A 22,096-nucleotide genomic window follows, 5' to 3' on the forward strand; every position below is an offset into this window, starting at 1 on the left:
CGCGCCGCGCGCGGCCGGGGCGTCAGCCGCGCGGGGCGCGGGCCAGTTGGCGGGACTGGGCCACCAGGCGGTCGGCGCTGTCCCAGACCTCGGCGTCCTCCTCCAGGAAGCCGCCCGCGAGGTTGCGGGTGGTGATGGAGACGCGCAGCGGGCCGGGTGCGGGGCGGCAGCGGATGTGGGCGGTGAGCTCGACGGTCGGCGTCCAGCCCGCGAGGCCCAGGTCGAAGGCGGTCGGCGGGAGCGCGTCGACGGTCAGGAGCAGCGACAGCGGGTCGGCGTCGCGCCCGTCGGCGAGGCCGAACCAGCCGCGCACCTCGCCCTTGCCGGACGGGGCTCCGACGGCCCAGCCGACGGTGGCCGGGTCGAGCTTGAGGTCGAGCAGCCGGGCGATCTCGGACGACCCGGGCAGCGGTGCGGGCGCGTCGGCGGGGCCGAGGCAGTGCTCGTACGGCGGGATGGCCGGCGGCTTGGCGGAGGTGCGGACGTCGTCGGTCAGCGTGCCGAGGTCGCCGTACGTGGCGACGACGCGGATGCGCTCGACCTCGGTGCCGTCGTCGGCGGGCTGGTACAGGGACGCCTGGCCGGTGGAGAGCGTCCTGCCGGTGCGGACCGTCTCCGTACGGACGACGGCGGGGCCGGGGAGGGAGGGCGCCAGGTAGTGCGCGGACACCGTGAACGGGTCGGGGTGCGGCAGCGCGTCGCCGAGCGCGCGGCCCAGCACGGCGAGCAGGTAGCCGCCGTTGACCACGCCGAAGATGGTCCAGTCGGCGGAGAGCTCCGTGTCGTAGACACCGGGCGTACCCGACGTACCGGGCGTGCGGAGGGTCACCGCGGTGTCGCGGTCGAACTGGCTGTCCATGACAGGGATGGTACAGCGAGCAATTACTAAGCGGTAGCTTTTCCGACGGGCGGCTCCGGCTCCTCGGTGGCCGTCGAGCGGCGGTTCCAGGCGCGGGGCGCGCGCCAGTGGTACCGGATGGCCATGAGCCGCAGCACGAAGGCCGTCAGGGCGGCGAAACCGCTGGTGAGCGGGTTGAGCATGTCGAACTGGATGAACACCACGACCATCGTCGAGCCGACGATCGCCGGCACCGCGTAGAGGTCGCGGTCCCAGCGGAGCAGCGACGGGACCTCGTTGGCGAGCACGTCCCGCAGGACGCCGCCGCCGACGGCGGTCGCGAGGCCGAGCGCGGCGGACGCGGTGAGGCCGAGTCCGTACTCGTACGCCTTGGTGGCGCCGGCCACGCAGAACAGGCCGAGGCCGGCGGCGTCGAAGACGTTCACGGCGGCCTGGGTGCGCTCGACGACCGGGTGCAGGAAGAAGACGAGCACGGTGGCGACGAGGGGGGTGAGGAAGTACCCGAGGTCCGTGAAGGCGGCGGGGGGTACGGCGCCGATGACGAGGTCCCGGAAGAGGCCGCCGCCGAGGGCGGTGAACTCGGCGAGCACGGCCATGCCGAAGACGTCGAAGTTCTTGCGGACGGCGAGGAGGGCGCCGGAGATGGCGAAGACGAAGATGCCGGCGAGGTCTAGGGCGTGGAGGACGGAGGGGGTGAACAGATCCTGGAGCACCGGACTGTTGTACCGCGCGCGGTACGTCCAACGGCGCGCCGTCTCACCCCCTGCGCGCCCCTGCGGCGCCCCGCGACGGGCGGGGGCGCTGCCAAGCGGCGGGCCCGGGGCACGGGGCCCGGGTGTGCGCGTGGCCGGGAAGACGGGGTGCGGGCGGCCGGACCCGGCCCAGCGCACGCCCCGCAGCGGAACCGGCGGGCCCGGCCCACCGCGCGGCCCGCAGCGGAACCGGCGGCACCGGCCCGGTGAAGCGCCCGGCCGGGGCCGGGAACGCCGCCCTGGCCGTGGGGCTGGGCGGCGTTCCGGGGGGCTACAGGGCCTTCTTCAGGGGCTCGTCGGAGCGTTCCTTCGGGGGCGGGATCGTGCCCGCCACCGCCTCCGCGCCCGAGGGGCGGTTGGGCTGGAGGGTGCCCGACGCGATGTCCGCGGCGAAGTGGCACGCCACCTTGTGGCCGTCGCCCGTGTCCGTCAGCTCCGGGCGTTCCTCCGCGCAGCGGGGCTGCGCCCAGGGGCAGCGGGTGTGGAAGCGGCACCCGGCCGGCGGGTTCGCCGGGGACGGAAGGTCCCCGTGGAGCAGGATGCGTTCGCGGCGGTCCTCGACCTCCGGGTCCGGGACCGGGACGGCGGACATGAGCGCCTTGGTGTACGGATGCCTGGGCGACTCGTACAGCGCGTCGCTCGGGGCCTCCTCCACCAGGGAGCCCAGGTACATCACGCCGATGACGTCCGAGATGTGCCGGACGACCGCCAGGTCGTGGGCGATGACCAGGTACGTGAGGCCGAGCTGCTCCTGGAGCTCCTCCAGGAGGTTGATCACCTGGGCCTGGATGGAGACGTCCAGCGCCGACACCGGCTCGTCGCAGATGATGACGTCCGGTTCCAGGACCAGCGCCCGCGCGATGCCGATGCGCTGCCGCTGGCCGCCGGAGAACTCGTGCGGGTAGCGGGACAGGGCGTTCGCGGGGAGGCCGACCCGGGCGAGGATCGCCTTGATCCGCTCGCGCCGGTCGTCCTGGTCCTTGCCGATCCCGTGCGCGAGCATGCCCTCCGTAAGGATGGACTCGATGTTCTGGCGCGGGTTCAGGCTGCCCAGCGGGTCCTGGAAGACCATCTGGAGGCGGCGGCGGAACCTCCGCATCTCCTCCTCGGGGAGCTTCGCCAGGTCCGTGCCGTCGAAGGCGACCTCGCCGTCCGTGATGTCGACCAGGCGCAGGACGGCCCGGCCCAGGGTCGTCTTGCCGCAGCCGGACTCGCCCACGAGCCCGTACGTCTGGCCCGCCTCGACCTTGAGGGACACGCCGTCGACCGCGTACACGTGCCCGACCGTGCGGTCGAACAGCACGCCCTTCTTGACCGGGAAGTGGACCTTCACACCGTCCAGTTCGAGCAGGCTCATGCCTGGACCTCCTCGTCCTGAGCGGCAGCGGGCAGGATCGGGTTGACGCAGCGCACCTGGTGGCCGGCCGCGGCGGGTTCGGTGAGCTGGGGCGTACCGGTCAGGCACTCCAGCGTGTAGTGGTCGCAGCGCGGCGCGAAGGCGCAGCCGTCGGCCCAGGCGATCTTGTCGTTGATGGAGCCGCGGATCGGGCTGAGCGGCTCGCCGCGCGGGGCGTCCAGGCGCGGGATGGAGCCGAGGAGTCCGTGCGCGTACGGGTGGGTGGGGTGGGCGAACAGCTCGCGGCGGGCCGCGGACTCCACCGCCCGCCCGGCGTACAGCACGTTGACCTGGTCGCAGAGACCCGCCACGACGCCCAGGTCGTGGGTGATCATCAGCAGGGCCGTGCCCTCCTGGTCGACCAGTTCCTTGAGCAGTTCCAGGATCTGCGCCTGGATCGTCACGTCGAGCGCGGTCGTCGGCTCGTCGGCGATCAGCAGGCGCGGCGCGCACGCCACCGCCATGGCGATGAGCGCGCGCTGGCGCATACCGCCGGAGAGCTGGTGCGGGTACTCCTTGAGCCGCCGCGTCGGGTCGGGGATGCCGACGCGGTCCAGCAGGTGCGCGGCCTCCTTCCGGGCCGCCTCGCCCTTCAGGCCGCGGTGGCGCTGGAGGATCTCGGTGACCTGGACGCCGATCGGGATGACCGGGTTCAGCGACGACAGCGGGTCCTGGAAGATCATCGCGAGCTTGCTGCCGCGCATGTCCCGGAGCTTCTTCGGGCTCATGGCGAGGAGGTTCTCGCCGTCGAAGTCGGCACGTCCGCCGATCTCGACGCCCTTGCCCGGCAGCAGGCCCATCAGCGCGAGGGAGGTGACGGACTTGCCGCAGCCGGACTCGCCGACCAGGCCCACGACCTGCCCCTGGTCGACGGTGAAGGAGACCCCGTCGACGGCCGTGGACGGCTTGCGGCCGCGCCCGCCGAAGGTGACGGTGAGTTCGTCAACGGAGAGGAGTGGCATAGCGGTTGACATGTCGTTCAGCCTCGCAGCTTCGGGTCGAGGGCTTCGCGCATGGCCTCGCCGAGCAGGGTGAAGCCGAGGGCGGTGATGATGATGCCGACCGCCGGGTAGACGGCCATCATCGGCGCGTTGTCGAAGAACCGCTGCGCCTGGGCGAGCATCACGCCCCACTCGGGGACGGCCGGGTCGGGGTTGCCGAGGCCCAGGTACGACAGGGCGGCGGCCTCGATGATCGCGGTGGCGAGGCTGAGGGTCGCCTGGACGATCACGGGGCTGAGCGAGTTCGGCAGGATCTGCGTCAGCACGATCCGCTTGCGCCGCACGCCCAGCGCCTTCGCCGCGAGCACGTAGTCGGAGCCGCCCTGCGCCAGCATCGAGCCGCGCAGCAGCCGCGCGAAGATCGGGATCTGGACGACACCGACGGCGATCATCACGGTCGTCAGGGACTGGCCCATGACGGCCGCGACGGACACGGCGAGCAGCAGCGACGGCAGCGACAGCAGCATGTCGATGAAGCGCATGACGACGGTGTCGACGCGCCGCCCCGCCTTGCCGCCGAGCGTGGCGGCGGCGCCGGACAGCATCCCGATCATGGCACCGACGAGCAGGCCGATGAGCATGGAGACGACACCGACGAGCAGGGTCTGGCGGGCGCCGACCAGCATGCGCGAGAACATGTCCCGGCCGAGGTGGTCGAGGCCGAACCAGTTGTCGCCGCGCATGCCGACGAACTCGCCCTGGTTGGGGAAGACCTCGCCGCGCCAGGTCTGCGCGGTCGGCGAGTACGGCACGAACCACGGGCCCACGACGGCGACCACGACGAACACGGCGATGATCGCGGCGCCGATGACGGCCATCTTGCTGGCCTTGAGGCGGCGGAACGCCTCCCGCCACAGGCTGGCGCCGTAGGTGCTCTCGTTGCTCTGGGTGAGTTCCGCGAGGCGGTCGATCTTGTCGGTCTTGGCGGACACGTCAGTTCACCCGCACTCTCGGGTCGATGAGGCTGTACGCGAGGTCGACCAGCAGGTTGATGAGGACGTACACCATCGCGATGAACATGATGAAGCCGACGAGCACCGGATAGTCGCGGGCATCGATGGCGTCCTTGATGAAGGAGCCGATGCCGCCGAAGGCGAACACGGACTCGGTGAGAACCGCGCCCGACAGCAGCGACCCGGTGAGCAGGCCGATCGCGGTGACCACGGGGAGCAGGGCGTTGCGCAGCACGTGCCGGACGCGGACGACGCGCTTCTCCAGGCCCTTGGACTCGGCGGTGCGGACGTAGTCCTCGCCGAGCACCTCCAGGACGCTGGCGCGCGTCATGCGCACGATGACGGCGAGCGGGATCGACGCGAGCGTCACGGCCGGCAGCACCAGGTGCATGAGCGCGTCCCACGAGGCGTCGAACTCGCCGGTGAGCAGGCCGTCCAGGACGGCGAACCCGGTGACGCTGGTCGCGTCGAGGCCGGTCGACAGCCGCCCGTAACTGGGGAAGATGCCCAGGTTGACGGCGAAGACGCCCTTCAGGATGAGGGCGAGGAAGAACACCGGGATGCAGATGCCGAGGAGCGATCCCGACACCGAGGCGACGTCCAGCCAGCCGCCGCGCCGCTTGGCGGCGAGGTAGCCGAGCGGGATGCCGACGGCGATGGCGATGATCATGGCGGCGACGCTCAGCTCCACCGTGGCCGGGAAGCGCAGGGCGAACTCGTCCCACACCGGCTGCCCGGTCTTCGTGGACGTGCCGAGGTCGAGCTGGAAGATGCGCTTGATGAAGCGGCCGTACTGCACCCAGACGGGCTGGTCGAGTCCGAGGGCCCGGTTGATGCGCGCCACTTCCGTCGGCGTGGCCCGTTCGCCCAGGATCGCTGAGGCGGGTCCGCCGGGCAGCCGGTTCAGCCAGATGAAGAGCAGAACCGACAGGCCGAGCAGGGTGGGTATCAGCTGTAGCAGTCTTCGTACGACGAGTCGCAGCACCCCGCATGCCCCTTTCTTGCGTGTGCGTTGCGTATGCGTTGCGTATGCGTGCGTATGCGTGAGAAGCGGGGCCGCCCGGCCACGGTGAGTGTGGCCGGGCGGACCCCGCGTGGAACGGCGCTTACTTGAAGGAGACCTCGGCGAAGTTCTCCTGCGTCAGCGGGGAGACCTTCGGCGGGTTGACGTTCTTGCCGAACGCGATGGCGGGCGGCGAGGAGGAGATCGGGAGACCCGGCAGGTACTCCATGATCTTCTCGTTGGCCGCCTTGTACGCCGCGACGCGCTGGGCGGGGTCGGTCACCTTCGAGGCGCCGGTCACGGCGTCGAAGACCGCGGGCTCCTTGAAGCCCCACTGCTTGTCGTACCCGGCGAACCAGGTACCGATGAAGTTGTAGCCGTCGTTGAAGTCACCGGTCCAGCCCAGCATGTGCAGGGCGCAGGCACCGGTCTCGGTGGCGTCCAGGTAGTCCGGGGCCCACTTCATCGGCTTCGGCGTGACGGTGATGCCGGCCTTCTCCAGGTCGGCCTTCATCTGCTCGAAGATGTCCTGCGGGGCCGGCATGTACGGCCGGGTGACCTCGGTCGGGTAGCAGAACTCGATCTTCAGCTTGGACTCGCCCGCACCGGCCAGCAGTTGCTTGGCCTTGTTGGTGTCGTGCGGGTACTGCTTCACCTTGTCCGACCAGCCGGCGACCGTGTCGGGCATGAACTGCGTGGCGACCTTGCCGCCCTCGGGCAGCTGGGTCTTGACGATGTTCTCGCGGTCGATGGCGTGCGCGATGGCCTGCCGGACCTCGGGCTTCTTCAGCGCCGGGTTCTTCTCCTGCGTCATGCCCAGGTAGAAGATGTTGAAGACGTCACGTGTCGGAACCTCGAAGCCCTCCTTCTCCAAGGTCTTCACGTCCGCCGGGGACACCAGGTCGTAGCCGTCGATGTCACCGGCCTGCAGCGCCTGGCGCCGGCCCTCCTCGGTGGCGATCGTACGGAAGACCAGGTTCTTCACCTTGGCCTTCTCGCCCCAGTAGTCGTCGAAGCGCTCAAGGGTGACTTCCTTGTTGCCCTTGTTCCACTTCACGATCTTGTACGGGCCCGTGCCGGCGACCGTGCCGGCCTCCTGGCTGTACTTGGGGTACGTGATCGCGTCGCCGGTGCCGCTGGCGGCCTGCTTCTCGTACTCCTTGATGGCCTTGGGCGAATGGATCGCCAGGGCCTGGAGGGAGAAGCCGCCGGGCAGGTTCGCGGAGGCCTCGTGGACCTCGATGACGGCGGTGTTCTCGTCCTTCGCGGTGCAGGACTTGTAGTTCGGCTTGGGGGCTTCCTTGTCCTCGTTCTTGGCGAAGCCGCCCATGATGCTCTGCCAGTAGTACGAGACCGCGCTCGACTGGTACGTGCCCGTCCAGTTGAACCAGTGGTCGTAGTTGGCGCAGACGGCCGCCGCGTTGAAGGGCTCCCCGTCGTGGAACTTCACGCCCTTGCGGAGGTTGAACGTCCACACCTTGCCGGCCGGGTCGCTGGACCACTTCTCGGCGAGGCCGCCGACGAGCTCGCTGCCGCCGGACTCGTGCTCCAGCAGCGCCTCGAAGGCCTGCCGCGTGACACGGAACGTTTCGCCGTCGCTGGCGAGGGCAGGGTCGAGGGAGCCCGGGTCACCGGCGCCCGCGAACACGAAGGTGTCCTTGGCACCGCCCTTGTCGCCGTCCTTGCCGCGCTCGCTGGCGCAGCCCGTGGCGATCATTCCGACGGCCAGTGCCGCGGTGACCGCGCGGACGGCGCGGGACTTGAGTATTCGCATGGGCCACCCCTGGTTTGGCCTAGTGAATGAGGTCTTGACCGGCCGAACACTACCCACGGGTGGACGCACGGAGAACAGTCCGGATAGCGGTGATACCTAGTCGAGACCCGGACACTCACCAAACCGGTCACATCCGGGACAAGCCCGCTGCGCCGGTTAACACCCCCGACACATGGGCCGGTTGGCGCGCGCTGCTGAACGGCAGCTCAGCGCTGCTGCGGGTAGCCGTAGCCGGTGGTGCCGGGCGGCGGCGCGGAGAGGTGGGCCTCACGGTCGTAGAAGGGGCGGGCGTGGGCGCCCAGCCACATCGCGACCGGGTCGTACGCGTCGGACATGGCGACCGTCGACACCGGTAGCCCGTCGGGGACGGCGCCGACGGACTGCTGCATCATCGCGCGGACCGCGTCGACGGACGCCGGGCTCGTGTCGTACAGGTCGAGGCCGATGGCGAGGTACGCCGTGCCGAGCGCGGGCTGCACCCAGGCGCGGCGCAGGGAGCGGACCGCCGGGGTGCGGTGGGCGTTCTGCGTGAGCAGCGCGTAGAACTGCGGGAGCTGGATGGCGGGCTCGCTGAGGCGCAGCGGGCCGGCGGGCATGCGCTCCAGGCCGGTGGCGATACGGCGCAGGTCGGCCCACGGGATGCCGAGGCCGCCGCCGGGGGCGTGCGGGTTGAGCCAGATGCCCCAGCGGTCGGGGTACAGGGCGCGGGCGACGTCGCGGACGGCGACGATCTCGTGGGCGCGGTTCCAGCCGGAGGCGGTGAGTTCCTGGGCGGAGGTGACGCAGGGCGCGTAGCCGTGCCCTTCGTGGTCGACGTTGCCGTACTGGGCGTCGGGTGAGCCGGCCCGGCCGTGCCAGAGCAGCATCCACACCTGGCTGTCGGCGAGTGCGCGCAGCAGCGACTCGTACGCGTCGTAGCGCCCGGGCGTGACCTGCCGCAGCATGTGCTCGACCTGTCCGGCCGCCGCCGTGCCTGACGCGCTCACCTGGATCCCGCCCCTCGTTCCGCGTGACTTGCCGGTCCAGCTTAAGCGGCCTTCCCCTGAACTGGGGGCTCCGCCCCCAGACCCCCTTATCGCTCCCCCAAGCTCTTCGAGCAGGGGGTACCCCCAGAACGGCGCTTGTCCTCAATCGCCGGACGGGCTGAAAGACTCAGGCCGCCGCGGCCCGGTGGTAGAACGGCCGGACCTTCTCCAGCATCCAGTCTCCGACCGGGTCCTGGGCGACGTCGAGGAGGACGAGATTGACCGGCCAGGGCACCGGGACGCGGCCGAGCGCCCGGCCGAGCGCGTCCATGGGGACGGTGCGTTCGGGCCCGTCCCACGAGGAGAGCTGGACGCCGACGAACAGGGCCGGCGGCTCGCCCTCGACGCTGGCCAGGGCGCGGCGGGCGGTCAGGACCAGGCCCGCCGCCTCGAACTCCTCGCCCGCCGCGGCCAGGAAGTCCACGGGGTCCTCCTGCCAGTCGGGCTCGAACAGCCGCACGCGGGCCCCGGAGGCCGGGCCGTCCAGCGGGGTGCGGCCGGTGCGGCACAGCTCGGCGACGGCGGGCGGCGGGAGCGGGGCGCCGACGGAGCCGCCCGGGTTCAGGGCGATGCCGAGCTGCGGCGGCAGGCCGCGGGCGAACTCGACGGCGGGCGCCACGGCGTACGCCATGTGGGCGCCGGCGCAGGCGTGGAACTGGGTCTCGGAGGTGAACACCGGGACGTACGGCAGTCCGTCGAGCTCCAGAGTCGGCAGGTCGAGGCCGGCGGCGCCGGGGCCCGCGCTGTCGGGGCCGCCGCCCTTGGGGAGCGGCACCCAGACCCGGCTGCGGCCCAGGACCTCGACGATGCGCGCGCCCGCGCCGGCCTGGCCGACGGACGCGGTGAGGACCTCTTCGAGCTCGTTGGCCGGCCAGGCGGTGTCGACGGTGGGTGAGGCTGCGCTGTCCACGGTGTGTCTCGTGTCCTTCCGGGTCCTTCCGGTACGTGCCGCAGCACCCTAGCGCGGCGGCCGCGCCGTGCGGTCAGGTGTGCGACGGACCGTCAGCGGAAGCTGATCCGTACGAGGGCCGTGGCCGCCGCGCGGTCCAGGAGGACGGCCGAGGCGCAGCCGCCGGGCAGCACGCTCCGCTCGGCGTCCCGCACGAGGCGCCCGACGGCCCTGCGGTGCCGTGCGAAGGCGTACGCGGAGACGCCGCGCCCCCGTTCGCGCTGGCCGTCGCGGGCGGTGCCGGGGTCCACGTCGAGCAGCAGCAGGTGCAGCGCGCCGCCCCGGCGGCGGGCCTCGCGGGCGAGCCAGCGGCGCACCCAGGACTGCGTGCCGCAGTCGTGGACGACGACGCTGCGCCCGGACCGCAGCTCCCGGCGCAGCCCGGCGTAGTGCGCGAGCCGTACGAGGGGGCGGTAGACGGCGTACGGGAGGAGCCGCGGCACGCGGCTCTCCCAGCGTTCGCGGACGTCCTGGGAGTCGATGGCGCAGCGGGGCGCGGCGCGCCGGATGAGCGTGGACTTGCCGCTGCCGGGCAGGCCCGAGACGACGACCACGTCGCCGGGGGCGAAGACCAGCTCGCGGGGGCCGTGCCCGCCGCGGTCGCGCAGGTCGCGCAGGACCGGTGCGGCGGCGGTGGTCGTGCGGGCGGGCAGCACCGGCGGGGGTGCCGGCGCCGGCACCCCCGCGGTCGTGGCGTACACACCGGACCGCTGCATCGTCATGGCCCCTCCCGGGTCGGCTCCCCACAGCCTGCCCAAGAAGTGTAAAGAAACGGTAATAGGGCTCAAGCGATTTGCCGACAGCCGAGGGTTTGCCTATCCGCACCCTCGTGCAATGATGTGCGCGCCGAAACAACCGCATACCGGCCGATCGAATCCGTGCGGGAGAGTCCCGGGCAGGTCAGTGACCGTCGTCCCGGGCGCCGAAGGAGCAAGTTCCTCCCTTGAATCTCTCAGGCCCCGCACCGCACGGATGAGGCAGATCTGAAAAGCGAGCCGCCACCGCGTACGCGCGGGGGTGCGGCTCCACCCAAGGTGCAAGCCGCGGGCCCGTCGCCGGGTCACGGCGAACCTCTCAGGTTCCGATGACAGATGGGGAGGACACACCGTCCTCGCCACCCATGCCCCCTGAACCTGGGAGCCCCTCCATGAGCACAGCCCCCCGCCATACCGCGCTCGACGCGCTGCATCGTTCGCTGGGCGCCACCATGACCGACTTCGCCGGCTGGGACATGCCGCTGCGGTACGGCAGCGAGCGCGACGAGCACCACGCCGTCCGCACCGCCGCCGGCCTGTTCGACCTGTCCCACATGGGCGAGATCACCGTCACCGGCCCGCAGGCGGCCGCTCTCCTCGACTACGCGCTGGTCGGCAACATCGGCGGCGTCGGCGTGGGCCGCGCCCGCTACACGATGATCTGCCAGGAGGACGGCGGCATCCTCGACGACCTGATCGTGTACCGGCTCCAGGAGCAGGAGTACATGGTGGTCGCGAACGCCTCCAACGCGCAGATCGTGCTGGACGCGCTGACCGGGCGCGCCGCCGGCTTCGACGCCGTGGTGCGCGACGACCGCGACGCGTACGCGCTGCTGGCCGTCCAGGGCCCGGAGTCCGCCGGCATCCTGAAGTCGCTCACGGACGCGGACCTGGACGGGCTGAAGTACTACGCGGGCCTCCCGGGCACGGTCGCGGGCGTGCCCGCGCTGATCGCCCGCACCGGCTACACCGGCGAGGACGGCTTCGAGCTGTTCGTGGCGCCGGAGCACGCCGAGAAGCTGTGGCAGGCACTGACCGAGGCCGGCGCGCCGGTCGGCCTGATCCCGTGCGGTCTGTCCTGCCGCGACACGCTGCGCCTGGAGGCGGGCATGCCGCTGTACGGGCACGAGCTGACGACGGCGCTGACCCCGTTCGACGCGGGCCTGGGCCGGGTCGTGAAGTTCGAGAAGGCCGGCGACTTCGTGGGCCGGGCCGCGCTCCGGGCCGCCGCCGAGCGCGCCGAGACCGCGCCGCCGCGCAAGCTGGTCGGCCTGGTCGCGCAGGGCCGCCGGGTGCCGCGCGCCGGGATGGCCGTGGTGGCGGACGGCACGGTGATCGGCGAGGTCACCTCCGGTGCCCCGTCGCCGACGCTGGGCAAGCCGATCGCCATGGCCTACGTGGACGCCGCGCACGCGGCGCCGGGCACCGAGGGCGTCGGTGTCGACATCCGCGGCACCCACGAGCCGTACGAGGTCGTGGCGCTGCCGTTCTACAAGCGCCAGAAGTGACACGCTCGCGGGGTCGGAAGCGATCCCGCGCACGCACACCGCGCCCGCGCCCCACCGCGCCCACGCGCACCCCGTTCACCAGCACTCCCCCGCGTACAGGAGAATTCAGGTCATGAGCAACCCCACCGAGCTGCGCTACAGCAAGGAGCACGAGTGGCTGTCGGCCGCCGAGGACGGCGTCTCGACGGTCGGCATCACGGAGCACGCGGCGAACGCCCTGGGCGACGTCGTGTACGTCCAGCTCCCGGAGGTCGGCGACACGGTCACCGCGGGCGAGACCTGCGGTGAGCTGGAGTCCACCAAGTCCGTCAGCGACCTGTACTCGCCGGTGACCGGCGAGGTCGTCGAGGCGAACCAGGCCGTCGTGGACGATCCGTCGCTGGTGAACACCGCTCCGTTCGAGGGCGGCTGGCTGTTCAAGGTGCGCGTCGCGGAAGAGCCGAAGGACCTGCTCTCCGCCGACGAGTACACCGAGTTCGCCGGCTGACCGGCCCCCGCCCCTCCGACACCCACCCCACCCCTAGGGACCGCGTGATGTCGCTTCTGAACACCCCTCTCCACGAGCTGGACCCGGACGTCGCCGCCGCCGTCGACGCCGAGCTCCGCCGCCAGCAGAACACCCTGGAGATGATCGCCTCGGAGAACTTCGCTCCGGTCGCGGTCATGGAGGCCCAGGGCTCCGTCCTGACCAACAAGTACGCCGAGGGCTACCCCGGCCGCCGCTACTACGGCGGCTGCGAGCACGTCGACGTGGTCGAGCAGATCGCGATCGACCGCATCAAGGCGCTGTTCGGCGCCGAGCACGCCAACGTGCAGCCGCACTCGGGCGCCCAGGCCAACGCGGCGGCGATGTTCGCGCTGCTGAAGCCGGGCGACACGATCATGGGTCTGAACCTCGCGCACGGCGGGCACCTGACCCACGGCATGAAGATCAACTTCTCCGGCAAGCTCTACAACGTGGTCGCGTACCACGTGGACGAGTCCGGTGTGGTCGACATGGCCGAGGTCGAGCGCCTCGCCAAGGAGTCCAAGCCGAAGCTGATCGTGGCCGGCTGGTCCGCCTACCCGCGGCAGCTCGACTTCGCCGCGTTCCGCCGGATCGCGGACGAGGTCGGCGCGTACCTGATGGTCGACATGGCCCACTTCGCGGGCCTGGTCGCGGCCGGGCTGCACCCGAACCCGGTGCCGCACGCCCATGTCGTCACCACGACCACGCACAAGACCCTGGGCGGTCCGCGCGGTGGCGTGATCCTTTCCACGGCCGAACTCGCCAAGAAGATCAACTCGGCGGTCTTCCCCGGCCAGCAGGGCGGCCCGCTGGAGCACGTCATCGCGGCGAAGGCGGTGGCCTTCAAGGTGGCGGCGAGCGACGAGTTCAAGGACCGCCAGCAGCGGACCCTGGAGGGTGCTCGCATCCTCGCCGAGCGCCTCGTCAAGGACGACGTCAAGGCCGTGGGCGTGGACGTCCTGTCCGGCGGCACCGACGTGCACCTGGTGCTCGTGGACCTGCGCGACAGCGAGCTGGACGGCCAGCAGGCCGAGGACCGTCTGCACGAGGTCGGCATCACGGTCAACCGGAACGCCGTCCCGAACGACCCGCGGCCCCCGATGGTCACCTCGGGCCTGCGGATCGGCACCCCGGCCCTGGCCACGCGCGGTTTCCAGGCCGAGGACTTCACCGAGGTCGCCGAGATCATCGCGGAGACGCTGAAGCCGTCCTACGACGCGCCGTCCCTGCGCGCCCGGGTCGAGGCCCTGGCCGCGAAGTACCCCCTTTACCCTGGCCTGTAAGCGTTACGTACGTTACAGACCATTTGCGGGGCACCGCGCACACTGGTTGGTGAGTGCGGTGCCTCGCGTCATGTCCCGCACGACGCGCCCCGGTCGCCCCGGCCGGGGGTCCGGGGGTCGTCCCCCGGAAAAGCACAGCCGGGGCACCGCGCACACTGGTTGGTGAGTGCGGTGCCCCGCGTCATGTCCCGCACGCACATCCGCACGACCCGGCAGACAGCGGCGTCTACCATCCTCCAAGGAGTCCCCCCGTGGCCATCTCGGTCTTCGACCTGTTCTCGATCGGCATCGGCCCGTCCAGCTCCCACACGGTCGGCCCCATGCGGGCCGCCCGGATGTTCGCGCGCCGTCTGAAGAACGAGGGGCTGCTCGACCGCACCGCCTCGATACGGGCCGAGCTGTACGGTTCGCTCGGCGCGACCGGCCACGGCCACGGCACGCCCAAGGCCGTCCTCCTGGGCCTGGAGGGCAACTCGCCGCGTACCGTCGACGTCGAGACCGCCGACGAGCAGGTCGAGCGGATCAAGGCGGACCAGCGGATCAGCCTCCTCGGGGTGCACGAGATCGGCTTCGACTTCGACGAGGACCTGGTCCTGCACCGCCGCAAGGCCCTCCCGTACCACGCCAACGGCATGACCCTGTGGGCGTACGACGCGGACGGCGCGACGCTCCTGGAGAAGACGTACTACTCCGTGGGCGGCGGCTTCGTCGTCGACGAGGACGCGGTCGGCGCGGACCGGATCGTGCTCGACGACACCGTCCTGAAGTACCCCTTCCGCACCGGTGACGAGCTGCTGCGGCTCACCCGCGAGACCGGCCTGTCGATCTCCGCGCTGATGCTGGAGAACGAGAAGGCCTGGCGCACCGAGGCCGAGATCCGCGCGGGCCTCCTGGAGATCTGGCGTGTCATGCGGGCGTGCGTGGACCGCGGCATGTCCCGCGAGGGCATCCTGCCCGGCGGCCTCAAGGTGCGCCGCCGCGCCGCGAACACCGCGCGCAAGCTGCGCTCCGAGGGCGACGCGCAGGCGCTCGCCATGGAGTGGATCACGCTGTACGCGATGGCGGTGAACGAGGAGAACGCGGCGGGCGGCCGCGTCGTGACCGCCCCGACGAACGGCGCGGCCGGCATCATCCCGGCGGTGCTGCACTACTACATGAACTTCGTGCCCGGCGCCGACGAGGACGGCGTGGTCCGCTTCCTGCTCGCCGCGGGCGCGGTCGGCATGCTGTTCAAGGAGAACGCGTCGATCTCCGGCGCCGAGGTCGGCTGCCAGGGCGAGGTCGGTTCGGCCTGCTCGATGGCGGCCGGCGCGCTCGCCGAGGTGCTGGGCGGCAGCCCGGAGCAGGTGGAGAACGCCGCCGAGATCGGCATGGAGCACAACCTGGGCCTGACCTGCGACCCGGTCGGCGGGCTCGTCCAGATCCCGTGCATCGAGCGCAACGGCATGGCGGCGGTGAAGGCCGTCACGGCGGCACGGATGGCAATGCGCGGCGACGGCAGCCACAAGGTGTCCCTCGACAAGGTCATCAAGACCATGAAGGAGACCGGCGCCGACATGTCGGTCAAGTACAAGGAGACGGCCCGGGGCGGGCTGGCCGTGAACATCATCGAGTGCTGAGGTCGGTGGGGCCCCGTCACGGACGGGACCCCACCCCGTGGCTCAGACTGCGTGGGCTCAGACCGCCAGCACCCGCAGGGACGGGTGGTCCACGGTGTTCAGGTACAGCTTCTCCTTCTTGTGCTCCTGCTCCAGCTCCACGACCAGCCGGTAGTGGTACAGGCCGGGGGTTGCGGTGCTGAGGACCGTGCCGGCCCAGTAGTAGTAGACGGGCGTGAACGGGTCGCGCATGCGGTCCGGGCCGCCGTAGATCTTCAGCTCGGTGAGGAGCTTGTTCTCGGCGACGTCCTCCTCGTCCCCCGCCTCGTGGTCGAGGACGACGATGTTGTTGATCTTCGGCATGGGCGGCCAGGTGCCGTCGAGCCGCCGCTCCATGTCGAGGGGCCGGATGATCCAGTTGATGACCTGGCCCTGCTTGCAGACGGTCTCCAGGCTGCCGGTGCCCTGCCCGGACCCGCCGACGCTGTTGTCCATCATGTACATCGCGTCGGTGAGGGTGCCCCGGGCGGTGGCCTTCTCCATGTCGACCAGGGTGACCACGTTGAGCTGTACGGAGTTGAGCTGGCCGGGGTTCTGCTTGGAGGCGGTCCTCGTCCGCGTACGGGTGCTCATCGGCCCTCCTCCTTGGAGACCAGGACCGGCGACACGGCCGTGGGGACCGGCTCGTCGCGCGTGCCCAGCCTGAAGTCGATCCGGTACGGGACGGGGGACTCGGCGTCCTTCTTCACGGTGCCGGTCCAGTAGACGACGTCGGTGCCGGGGAAGACCCTCCGCTCCGGCTCGCAGATGTCGGGGTCGATGTCGATGCCGTCGATGGCGACGTACGCCTCGCACTCCAGGGCCAGGCAGGTCCAGATCAGCTCGTCCCCGGCCTTCACGCGGGTGCGCAGCGCCTCGGTGCCCTGGCCGCTGGAGCCGCCGGCCTTGTTCGTGTCGTACAGGTACAGGTGCCCGCTCGTGGCGCGGGACGCCAGGGCGCCCACGCAGTCCACGACGGCGGTGACGGAGATCGGGCGCTTCGCCGCCGTGGCGCGCGTCCTGCGGCTCCTGGTGGTGGTCATCGCGTTCTCCTCGTGGGGTCAGGCCTGCGGGGCGATCGGGAGGTAGCCCGTGCCCGCCTTGGTGAAGGCGTTGCGGCGCGGCTCGGTGGTGATCCGCAGCCGGGACTCGCAGGTGAGGTCGACCGGCTCCCATGTCCACTGGCCGCGCCGCTGCACCAGGTCGTGGAGCTGGACGTGCATCGTGCAGGCGTAGGTGCCGGGGCGGGAGGTGTCGATGGACGCCGACCAGTACCAGCCGTCGGTCACCAGGTCCGGTGAGCCGTACTGCGCCGGGTAGATGATCTTCTCGTCGACGGCCTCTCCGGTGATGTCGGTGATCACCGGGGTCGGGTAGGCGTGCGCGGCGGCGCCGGGGTCGTGGACGACCCGGCCGCGCACGTCGAGCACCTTGCCCTCGCCGGAGGTGCGGGCACGGGCTCCGGAGCGGACGCGGGAGCCGACGTTCCGCCGGATGCGGTCCAGGTCGGCGGTGCCGTCGGGGGCCGCGGCCAGGCCGGCCAGGTCGGCCAGCGCCTGGGCGTCGCTCTGCCGGGCCCGCTCGGCCTGGTAGCCGCGCGGCACGGTCGGCGGGAGCGAACCGAGGCTGTACGGCAGCCAGTTCAGCACCTGCTCGCTCGCCTGGGAGCCGTCGGCCCAGTACGAGCCGTGGATCGCGGTGACCAGGTCGCCGGTGCCCTGGCCTTCGGAGCCGTGCAGCTTCATGTTGTCGAAGAGGTACGTGTTGTCCTTGAGGCTCCCGGACTCCAGCGCGTTGCCGACGTCCACGAGCACGATGACGGCCAGCTGTTGGGGCATGGTGGCCCGCCTTCCTCGTCGGGTGGGGTGGTGGTCAGACGCACATCAGCGCGGGCGAGTCCACGTGCAGGACGCTGTGCTCGCCCTCGTACATCTGCACTTCGAGCCGGTACCGGTGCGGTACGCCGCGGGGCATGTGCGGGGGGACGATCCCGTTCCACACGTCGAGGTCGAGCTTCTCGCCCTCTTCGGTGTAGTTGCCGTCGGGCGCGGGGACGGCCTCGTCCTCGGGGCCCAGGAAGCGGATGTTCTTGATCTCGACGGGGGTCTGGAGGTCCACGGCGAGGGCCGTCCACTGCACGACCTGGCCGGGTGCGACGACGGTGCACAGCTCGGGCGTGCCCTGGCCGGTGCTGTCGAAGGGCCCGTCGTCGACGAGGGAGAGGTTGCCGTCCTGGAGGGTGCCGGACGACAGGGCTCCGATGACGTCGACCATCACGACGATGTTCACCTGCGGTTTCATGACACTCCTGACTGTTGGGAGGGTTGGGGGCGGAGTCCCGGGATCTGCGTCTAGCCGCGGTCGCGGACGAGCGGGACCTTGCCGACCTCGGTGCGCTCGATCTCCGCCGACGACCTGGGCACGAACCGCAGCTGGAAGCGGTAGCCGGTCTTCTCGATCGACGCGGGGTTGGCCTCGCCCTGGTTGAACAGCGACAGGGAGCGGGGCAGGGCCGTGGTGAAGGCGCGCTGGACGCCGTAGGGGCCGAGGGCCGCGGTGAGCCGGTGCGTCAGGCCGTTCGGGTCGTCGGCCGCGACGAGGAGCGTGAGGGTGCGGCTCTCGCGGTGGTTCACGAACTGCAGCTCGTGGGCGACAGCGTCGAGGTCGACGAGCCGGCCCGCGCGCAGCTCGTCGCGGAGCGCGTCGTACGCGCGCGGGGCCGAGTACTGGCTGTCGTTGAGGTGCAGGACGTCGCCGGTGCGGCCGGCGAACTCGAACTGGTGGGTCTTCAGGCCCGGCCCGTCGACGCGGGGCCGCCGGATCATGCGGTCGCCGAGCTTCAGGCGGAGCAGCGGCGCCTCGTGGGCGTGCAGCCGGGTGACCACCAGCTCGCCCTCCTCCCCCTCGGCCACCCATCGGCCCCGCTCGTCGACGATCTCGACGAGGTGCAGTCCCGGGACGGCCGCGAGGTACGGGGAGTCGTGCCGCAGCTGGAGGCCGACGGTCTCGGCCTGCGTGGCGGCGAAGTAGCTGAGGATGACCAGGTTCGGGTACACGGCCTGCAGTTCGGCGCGCTTGCGGCGGGGCAGCACCCCGCTGCCGTACAGGGCGACGCGGAAGGACTCCTTCGCCTCCCGGCTCATCCCGGCGCCGAGTTCGGCCAGGAGCGCGACGCCGGCGGTGATGCCCATGAGGGCCTTGGGGCCCGGGTAGGAGAACATGTGCTCCAGGACCGGGGCTGTCACCGGGCCCGCGCCGATGTAGTTGACGCCGGGAACGTTCTGGAGGACGCCGCCGACCATGGTGCCGCTGCTCCACATCTGGTAGTCGGCCAGTGTGGTGTACAGCCACTTGGGGTCGCTGCCGCGCAGATACTCGGCGAGCTGGTACGTGCCCATGAAGCGGCCGGCGATCTCGTACGTGTCGCGGAGCTCGCGCAGCGCGTACACGGTCTCCAGGGGGCGCCCGCCCGTGGTGCCGCCGCTGGCGACGATCTCGAAGCCGCCGCGTGCGAGCGGTACGACCATGCCGGGGCGGTCGTCCATGAACAGGTCCCGCTGGGTGTCCTTGTCGGACAGCGGGATGTGCTGCCAGTCCTCGTACGAGGCCGGGGCGCCGGTGATGCCGGCGGCGGCGAGGCGCTCCCGCCAGACCGGGTTGAGCAGCACGGTGTGGACCATCTGCTGGAGGCGGCGCAGGACCAGCGCGTCCTGGATGTCGTGGGCGGTCTCGCTGTAGGGCGCCTGGCAGACGCGTTCGCAGGCGCGCAGTTTCCCGGCGAAGGCGGGCAGTTTCTCGACGGCTTCGGGGGAATCCGGCCTCGCCTCCCAGTCGGGAATCAGCCAGTTCGCCAGTTCGCGGGCGTCACCGGGCGGCAGTCCGAGCTGTGGAACGGTCACGGTGCTCAATTGCGTCCCCCTTCCCTGTGCAGGATGTCCTGCCCGGTACGGCGTATCTCGCCGAGGAGCAGGTGGAAATGCTCGGTGGTGATGCGATGGTTCATCAGCACCACGCGGAGGGCGGCGACTCCGTCGACGTCCACTTTGGAGATGAAGAAATTCCCCTCCTGTTTGACGCGGTTCCGGATGGCCACCTGGAATGCGTGCACCGCGTCGTCGGGCAGCTCTTCCGGCCGGTGCCGGAAGCAGAGGATGTTGACCTCGGGGCGGTGCAGGGTCTCCATGTCGGGCTCGCCCCGGAGAATGTGGTGGAATTCCTCCGTGATGCCGCAGAGATGGTCGATCTTGCGGCGGAAGAGTGCGGGTCCATAGAGCGACCAGAGCACCCACAGGGGCATGATCATGGGGCGTTTGGTGCACTCGAAGTTCTTGTCGCCGCTGTCGAGCGCGGTGTACGGGTCGGGCTGCTCGTCGAAGACGTAGCTGGCCTTCTGCCGGAACGCGCCGAGGCTGTGCGCCTTGTCGCGGTAGAAGAGCAGGGTGCAGGGCGCGGGCACGAACAGCATCTTGTGCGCGTCCCAGGCCAGCGAGTCGGCCTGCTCGACGCCCCGCAGCTTGTGGCGGTGCCGCTCGGAGAGCAGCAGGGCGGCTCCGTGGGCCCCGTCCACGTGGAACCAGAGGTTCTGTTCGCGGGCGACGGCGGCGAGTTCGTCGAGCGGGTCGAAGGCGCCCACCGACGTGGTGCCGGCGGAGGCCACGAGGCAGAAGACGCTGAGCCCGCGCCGCCGCGCGTCGTCCAGGGCGGGCCGTACGGCGTCGACGCGGATGCGCTGGTCGGGGCCGATGGGCAGGCGGACGACGCGCTGTTCGCCGATGCCCATGATGCCGGCGGCGCGGGCGACGCTGTAGTGCGTGTCGGCGCCCACGGCGATCGCCGGCCGTACCCCGTCGGGGAGTGCTGCGGCGCCCCGGGCCCACAGGTCGGGGAACGCCCGGTTGCGGGCGGCGAGCAGGGCGGTCAGGTTGGCCAGGGAGCCGCCGGAGGTGGTGACCATGGCGAAGGTGCCGGGGTCCCAGCCGATGTACCGGTTCAGCTCGTCGGCCATGAGGCGTTCCGCCACGTTGGGGAGCTGCCCGGCCTCATAGAAGGACGACGGCTGGTTGACCACGGAGCTGACGAAGTCGACGACTCCGGAGAGCGGGACGACGCCGGAGAACTGCCGTCCCATGTAGCCGGGTGAATGGACCTGGATTCCGGTCCTGATGTACAGATCGAGAATCGCCGCGAGTTTCTTCTCGTCGAATGCGGCGACGGTGTCGCGCTCGCAGGTCATCAGATCCCTGGCGACCTTGGCGAGCGTGGCGGGCTCGATCAGATCGAGTCCTCTGATCGAGGTGTCGGCCAACTGCGGGCCGAGGAGGGAGACGGCGGTTTCCGTGTGATCCCGGAAGCGCCGTTCGTCGAACGCCGGGGATAAGGGATCGGTGAGTGGATCGCACCGGGTTTCCATCAAGGGCTCTCTCCGCTGGGAATGAGCGTGGCGATGGGAATCCGCCGGGCGGCGGCAGAACGATTTAATACCCAGCGGCCCGATCCGTACAGACCATCCGATTAATCCGGCCAGCGAATGGCGGGAAGGGACGGAAGAACGTTTCTCTGCGCCCTTCTAATGCATTTCTCAAGAAATAACGCCAGCCAGTGGCGTGCACTCGCCAGAAAAAGAACGAGCGGCGCCGCACCGGTTCACCACCGGGCGGCGCCGCTCAGTCCGGCACGCGCGGGCGTCAGGCCTTGCTGAGGCGCGCCCAGAACTCGTCCCAGCTCAGCAGCCCGTCGCCGTTGCCGTCCTGGGCGTTGATGACGGCCTGCGCCACCGGCTCGGTCACGTTGAAGTCGCCCAGCTCGGCCATGACGCTCTTGTACTCGGCGGCGGTGATGAACCCGTCGCCGTTCACGTCGAACCGGTCGAATGCCTTGCGCGCAGACTCGATGTCCGCCATCGCTCCACCCCTTCTTGATGCCTGACTTACGGCCGCCAGAGTAGCGGGAGGGGTGCCAAGTACCTTCCGGGGCCCATGAGTCACGATGGGAGCATGACGGACGAGGTGGCCGAGATTCTGGCGGCGGCGGCACGCGGGGAGTTCCCGCCGCCGGACGGTTCGACGACGGTGGTCCCCCAGCCGGGCCCGCGCGACGCGGGCGTCCTCGCCTTCACGGCCCACTCGGTGGTGTTCACGGACGAGGACCCGGAGTGGGTGAGGGCCGAGCTCTCGGCCACGGCGTGCGATCCCCTCGCCGCCGCCATGAACCCTGCCTTCCTGGCGGCGTTCATGGCGCGTACGGGCCGCCGCATGGACACCGTCGACATGCTGACGGTGGCCACCCGGCTGCCGGGTGAACCGCCGGTGGCCCTGCGCGAGATCGAGGACCCGGACCACCCGCGGGTCGTACGGGCCCGCACGTACCGGGACGACGTACGGGTGTGGCGGGCCGCCGGCGGTGTGGTGATCCTGGGCCGGGCGGTCGCGGGGCGCTGGGAGGCCGCGATCGAGGTGGACGAGGCCGCCCGGGGCCGCGGGCTGGGGCTCCAGCTGGCGCTGGCGGCACGGCACCTGGTGCCGGGTGACGTCGTGTGGGCCCAGCAGCCGCCGGGCAACGCCCGGAGCGTGCGCACGTTCCAGGCCGCGGGGTACCGCCCGGTGTGCGCGGAGGCACTGCTGGTGGCCTGAGCTGGGGGCTCCGCCCCCAGACCCCCGTTCGCGCCTGTGGGGGTACCCCCTGCTCGAAGAGCTT

22 protein-coding genes and 1 riboswitch are annotated in these 22,096 nt (G+C 71.1%); of the genes, 5 read left to right on the forward strand and 17 right to left on the reverse strand.

The window, feature by feature from the left end:
* Positions 1–22 precede the first annotated feature (22 nt).
* The 10 genes from HTZ82_RS27210 to HTZ82_RS27255 all read right to left on the reverse strand — a co-directional run bounded on the left by HTZ82_RS27210 (position 23) and on the right by HTZ82_RS27255 (position 10,434).
* The gene (locus HTZ82_RS27210) at positions 23–859 is read right to left on the reverse strand and encodes a thioesterase family protein (RefSeq protein WP_175412034.1); all 837 of its coding nucleotides are present in this window, start codon (positions 857–859) and stop codon (positions 23–25) included.
* Positions 860–885: 26 nt separating this feature from the next.
* Positions 886–1,572, reverse strand: a complete 687-nt coding sequence (locus tag HTZ82_RS27215) for a trimeric intracellular cation channel family protein (protein WP_175412035.1) — start codon at positions 1,570–1,572, stop codon at positions 886–888.
* A 310-nt stretch (positions 1,573–1,882) separates the two neighbouring features.
* Positions 1,883–2,968, reverse strand: coding sequence for an ABC transporter ATP-binding protein (locus tag HTZ82_RS27220; protein WP_175412036.1), 1,086 nt, complete (start codon positions 2,966–2,968; stop codon positions 1,883–1,885).
* A complete protein-coding gene (locus HTZ82_RS27225; RefSeq protein ID WP_175412055.1) occupies positions 2,965–3,969 on the reverse strand; it encodes an ABC transporter ATP-binding protein in 1,005 nt (334 codons plus the stop codon). Before HTZ82_RS27225 ends, HTZ82_RS27220 begins: the two co-directional genes overlap by 4 nt.
* 17 nt (positions 3,970–3,986) lie before the next feature.
* The gene (locus HTZ82_RS27230; protein WP_175412037.1) at positions 3,987–4,940 is read right to left on the reverse strand and encodes an ABC transporter permease; all 954 of its coding nucleotides are present in this window, start codon (positions 4,938–4,940) and stop codon (positions 3,987–3,989) included.
* Between the two features lies 1 nt (position 4,941).
* A complete protein-coding gene (locus HTZ82_RS27235; protein ID WP_175412038.1) occupies positions 4,942–5,946 on the reverse strand; it encodes an ABC transporter permease in 1,005 nt (334 codons plus the stop codon).
* A gap of 121 nt (positions 5,947–6,067) precedes the next feature.
* Positions 6,068–7,738, reverse strand: coding sequence for an ABC transporter substrate-binding protein (locus tag HTZ82_RS27240; RefSeq protein WP_175412039.1), 1,671 nt, complete (start codon positions 7,736–7,738; stop codon positions 6,068–6,070).
* A gap of 206 nt (positions 7,739–7,944) precedes the next feature.
* Positions 7,945–8,724: an enhanced serine sensitivity protein SseB C-terminal domain-containing protein gene (locus HTZ82_RS27245; protein ID WP_175412040.1), complete on the reverse strand. Its 780-nt coding sequence runs from the start codon at positions 8,722–8,724 to the stop codon at positions 7,945–7,947.
* A 166-nt stretch (positions 8,725–8,890) separates the two neighbouring features.
* Positions 8,891–9,673, reverse strand: coding sequence for an enhanced serine sensitivity protein SseB (locus HTZ82_RS27250; RefSeq protein WP_175412041.1), 783 nt, complete (start codon positions 9,671–9,673; stop codon positions 8,891–8,893).
* A 92-nt stretch (positions 9,674–9,765) separates the two neighbouring features.
* Positions 9,766–10,434 carry an AAA family ATPase gene (locus HTZ82_RS27255; protein ID WP_175412042.1) on the reverse strand — a complete coding sequence of 223 codons (669 nt, stop codon included), beginning with the start codon at positions 10,432–10,434 and terminating at the stop codon, positions 9,766–9,768.
* Positions 10,435–10,583: 149 nt separating this feature from the next.
* A riboswitch (glycine riboswitch) is annotated at positions 10,584–10,689 on the forward strand.
* Positions 10,690–10,859: 170 nt separating this feature from the next.
* On the opposite strand from HTZ82_RS27255, the gene gcvT reads away from it, so the two are divergent.
* From gcvT to HTZ82_RS27275, 4 genes are all read left to right on the forward strand, one after another.
* Positions 10,860–11,975 (forward strand): glycine cleavage system aminomethyltransferase GcvT, encoded by a 1,116-nt coding sequence (gene gcvT, locus HTZ82_RS27260; protein ID WP_175412043.1) that lies wholly within the window; start codon positions 10,860–10,862, stop codon positions 11,973–11,975.
* A 112-nt stretch (positions 11,976–12,087) separates the two neighbouring features.
* Positions 12,088–12,462 carry a glycine cleavage system protein GcvH gene (gene gcvH, locus HTZ82_RS27265; RefSeq protein ID WP_175412044.1) on the forward strand — a complete coding sequence of 125 codons (375 nt, stop codon included), beginning with the start codon at positions 12,088–12,090 and terminating at the stop codon, positions 12,460–12,462.
* Between the two features lie 47 nt (positions 12,463–12,509).
* Complete coding sequence (glyA, locus tag HTZ82_RS27270) at positions 12,510–13,766, forward strand: serine hydroxymethyltransferase (RefSeq protein WP_175412045.1); 1,257 nt, start codon at positions 12,510–12,512, stop codon at positions 13,764–13,766.
* Between the two features lie 251 nt (positions 13,767–14,017).
* Entirely contained in the window at positions 14,018–15,385 is a 1,368-nt protein-coding gene (locus HTZ82_RS27275; RefSeq protein ID WP_175412046.1) for an L-serine ammonia-lyase, read from the forward strand.
* Between the two features lie 57 nt (positions 15,386–15,442).
* On the opposite strand, the gene HTZ82_RS27280 is transcribed toward HTZ82_RS27275, so the two are convergent.
* The 7 genes from HTZ82_RS27280 to HTZ82_RS27310 all read right to left on the reverse strand — a co-directional run bounded on the left by HTZ82_RS27280 (position 15,443) and on the right by HTZ82_RS27310 (position 21,303).
* The gene (locus HTZ82_RS27280) at positions 15,443–15,997 is read right to left on the reverse strand and encodes a hypothetical protein (protein WP_175412047.1); all 555 of its coding nucleotides are present in this window, start codon (positions 15,995–15,997) and stop codon (positions 15,443–15,445) included.
* Positions 15,994–16,446 carry a hypothetical protein gene (locus tag HTZ82_RS27285; RefSeq protein WP_175412048.1) on the reverse strand — a complete coding sequence of 151 codons (453 nt, stop codon included), beginning with the start codon at positions 16,444–16,446 and terminating at the stop codon, positions 15,994–15,996. The genes HTZ82_RS27280 and HTZ82_RS27285 overlap by 4 nt, the downstream gene beginning before the upstream one ends.
* An 18-nt stretch (positions 16,447–16,464) precedes the next feature.
* The gene (locus HTZ82_RS27290) at positions 16,465–17,241 is read right to left on the reverse strand and encodes a hypothetical protein (RefSeq protein WP_175412049.1); all 777 of its coding nucleotides are present in this window, start codon (positions 17,239–17,241) and stop codon (positions 16,465–16,467) included.
* A gap of 34 nt (positions 17,242–17,275) precedes the next feature.
* On the reverse strand, positions 17,276–17,704 hold the full coding sequence (locus HTZ82_RS27295; RefSeq protein ID WP_175412050.1) for a hypothetical protein: 429 nt from the start codon (positions 17,702–17,704) through the stop codon (positions 17,276–17,278).
* 50 nt (positions 17,705–17,754) lie between these two features.
* On the reverse strand, positions 17,755–19,311 hold the full coding sequence (locus tag HTZ82_RS27300) for a hypothetical protein (protein ID WP_175412051.1): 1,557 nt from the start codon (positions 19,309–19,311) through the stop codon (positions 17,755–17,757).
* On the reverse strand, positions 19,308–20,813 hold the full coding sequence (locus HTZ82_RS27305; protein WP_175412052.1) for a pyridoxal-dependent decarboxylase: 1,506 nt from the start codon (positions 20,811–20,813) through the stop codon (positions 19,308–19,310). Before HTZ82_RS27305 ends, HTZ82_RS27300 begins: the two co-directional genes overlap by 4 nt.
* Positions 20,814–21,087: 274 nt before the next feature.
* Positions 21,088–21,303: an EF-hand domain-containing protein gene (locus HTZ82_RS27310; RefSeq protein WP_175412053.1), complete on the reverse strand. Its 216-nt coding sequence runs from the start codon at positions 21,301–21,303 to the stop codon at positions 21,088–21,090.
* Positions 21,304–21,396: 93 nt separating this feature from the next.
* On the opposite strand from HTZ82_RS27310, the gene HTZ82_RS27315 reads away from it, so the two are divergent.
* Positions 21,397–22,032: a GNAT family N-acetyltransferase gene (locus tag HTZ82_RS27315; RefSeq protein ID WP_175412054.1), complete on the forward strand. Its 636-nt coding sequence runs from the start codon at positions 21,397–21,399 to the stop codon at positions 22,030–22,032.
* The last annotated feature ends 64 nt before the right edge of the window (positions 22,033–22,096 follow it).

The organism is Streptomyces sp. TRM64462 (assembly GCF_013362995.1).
Taxonomy (GTDB): Bacteria; Actinomycetota; Actinomycetes; order Streptomycetales; family Streptomycetaceae; genus Streptomyces.

Excerpts from the sequence above, each read along its gene's own strand:
- HTZ82_RS27305 (WP_175412052.1), bottom strand. The coding sequence starts at position 20,813 with ATGGAAACCCGGTGCGATCCACTCACCGATCCCTTATCCCCGGCGTTC.
- HTZ82_RS27240 (WP_175412039.1), bottom strand. The coding sequence starts at position 7,738 with ATGCGAATACTCAAGTCCCGCGCCGTCCGCGCGGTCACCGCGGCACTG.
- gcvH (WP_175412044.1), top strand. The coding sequence starts at position 12,088 with ATGAGCAACCCCACCGAGCTGCGCTACAGCAAGGAGCACGAGTGGCTG.
- HTZ82_RS27210 (WP_175412034.1), bottom strand. The coding sequence starts at position 859 with ATGGACAGCCAGTTCGACCGCGACACCGCGGTGACCCTCCGCACGCCC.
- gcvT (WP_175412043.1), top strand. The coding sequence starts at position 10,860 with ATGAGCACAGCCCCCCGCCATACCGCGCTCGACGCGCTGCATCGTTCG.
- HTZ82_RS27290 (WP_175412049.1), bottom strand. The coding sequence starts at position 17,241 with ATGCCCCAACAGCTGGCCGTCATCGTGCTCGTGGACGTCGGCAACGCG.
- glyA (WP_175412045.1), top strand. The coding sequence starts at position 12,510 with ATGTCGCTTCTGAACACCCCTCTCCACGAGCTGGACCCGGACGTCGCC.
- HTZ82_RS27255 (WP_175412042.1), bottom strand. The coding sequence starts at position 10,434 with ATGACGATGCAGCGGTCCGGTGTGTACGCCACGACCGCGGGGGTGCCG.
- HTZ82_RS27285 (WP_175412048.1), bottom strand. The coding sequence starts at position 16,446 with ATGACCACCACCAGGAGCCGCAGGACGCGCGCCACGGCGGCGAAGCGC.
- HTZ82_RS27225 (WP_175412055.1), bottom strand. The coding sequence starts at position 3,969 with ATGCCACTCCTCTCCGTTGACGAACTCACCGTCACCTTCGGCGGGCGC.
- HTZ82_RS27280 (WP_175412047.1), bottom strand. The coding sequence starts at position 15,997 with ATGAGCACCCGTACGCGGACGAGGACCGCCTCCAAGCAGAACCCCGGC.
- HTZ82_RS27315 (WP_175412054.1), top strand. The coding sequence starts at position 21,397 with ATGACGGACGAGGTGGCCGAGATTCTGGCGGCGGCGGCACGCGGGGAG.
- HTZ82_RS27220 (WP_175412036.1), bottom strand. The coding sequence starts at position 2,968 with ATGAGCCTGCTCGAACTGGACGGTGTGAAGGTCCACTTCCCGGTCAAG.
- HTZ82_RS27310 (WP_175412053.1), bottom strand. The coding sequence starts at position 21,303 with ATGGCGGACATCGAGTCTGCGCGCAAGGCATTCGACCGGTTCGACGTG.
- HTZ82_RS27295 (WP_175412050.1), bottom strand. The coding sequence starts at position 17,704 with ATGAAACCGCAGGTGAACATCGTCGTGATGGTCGACGTCATCGGAGCC.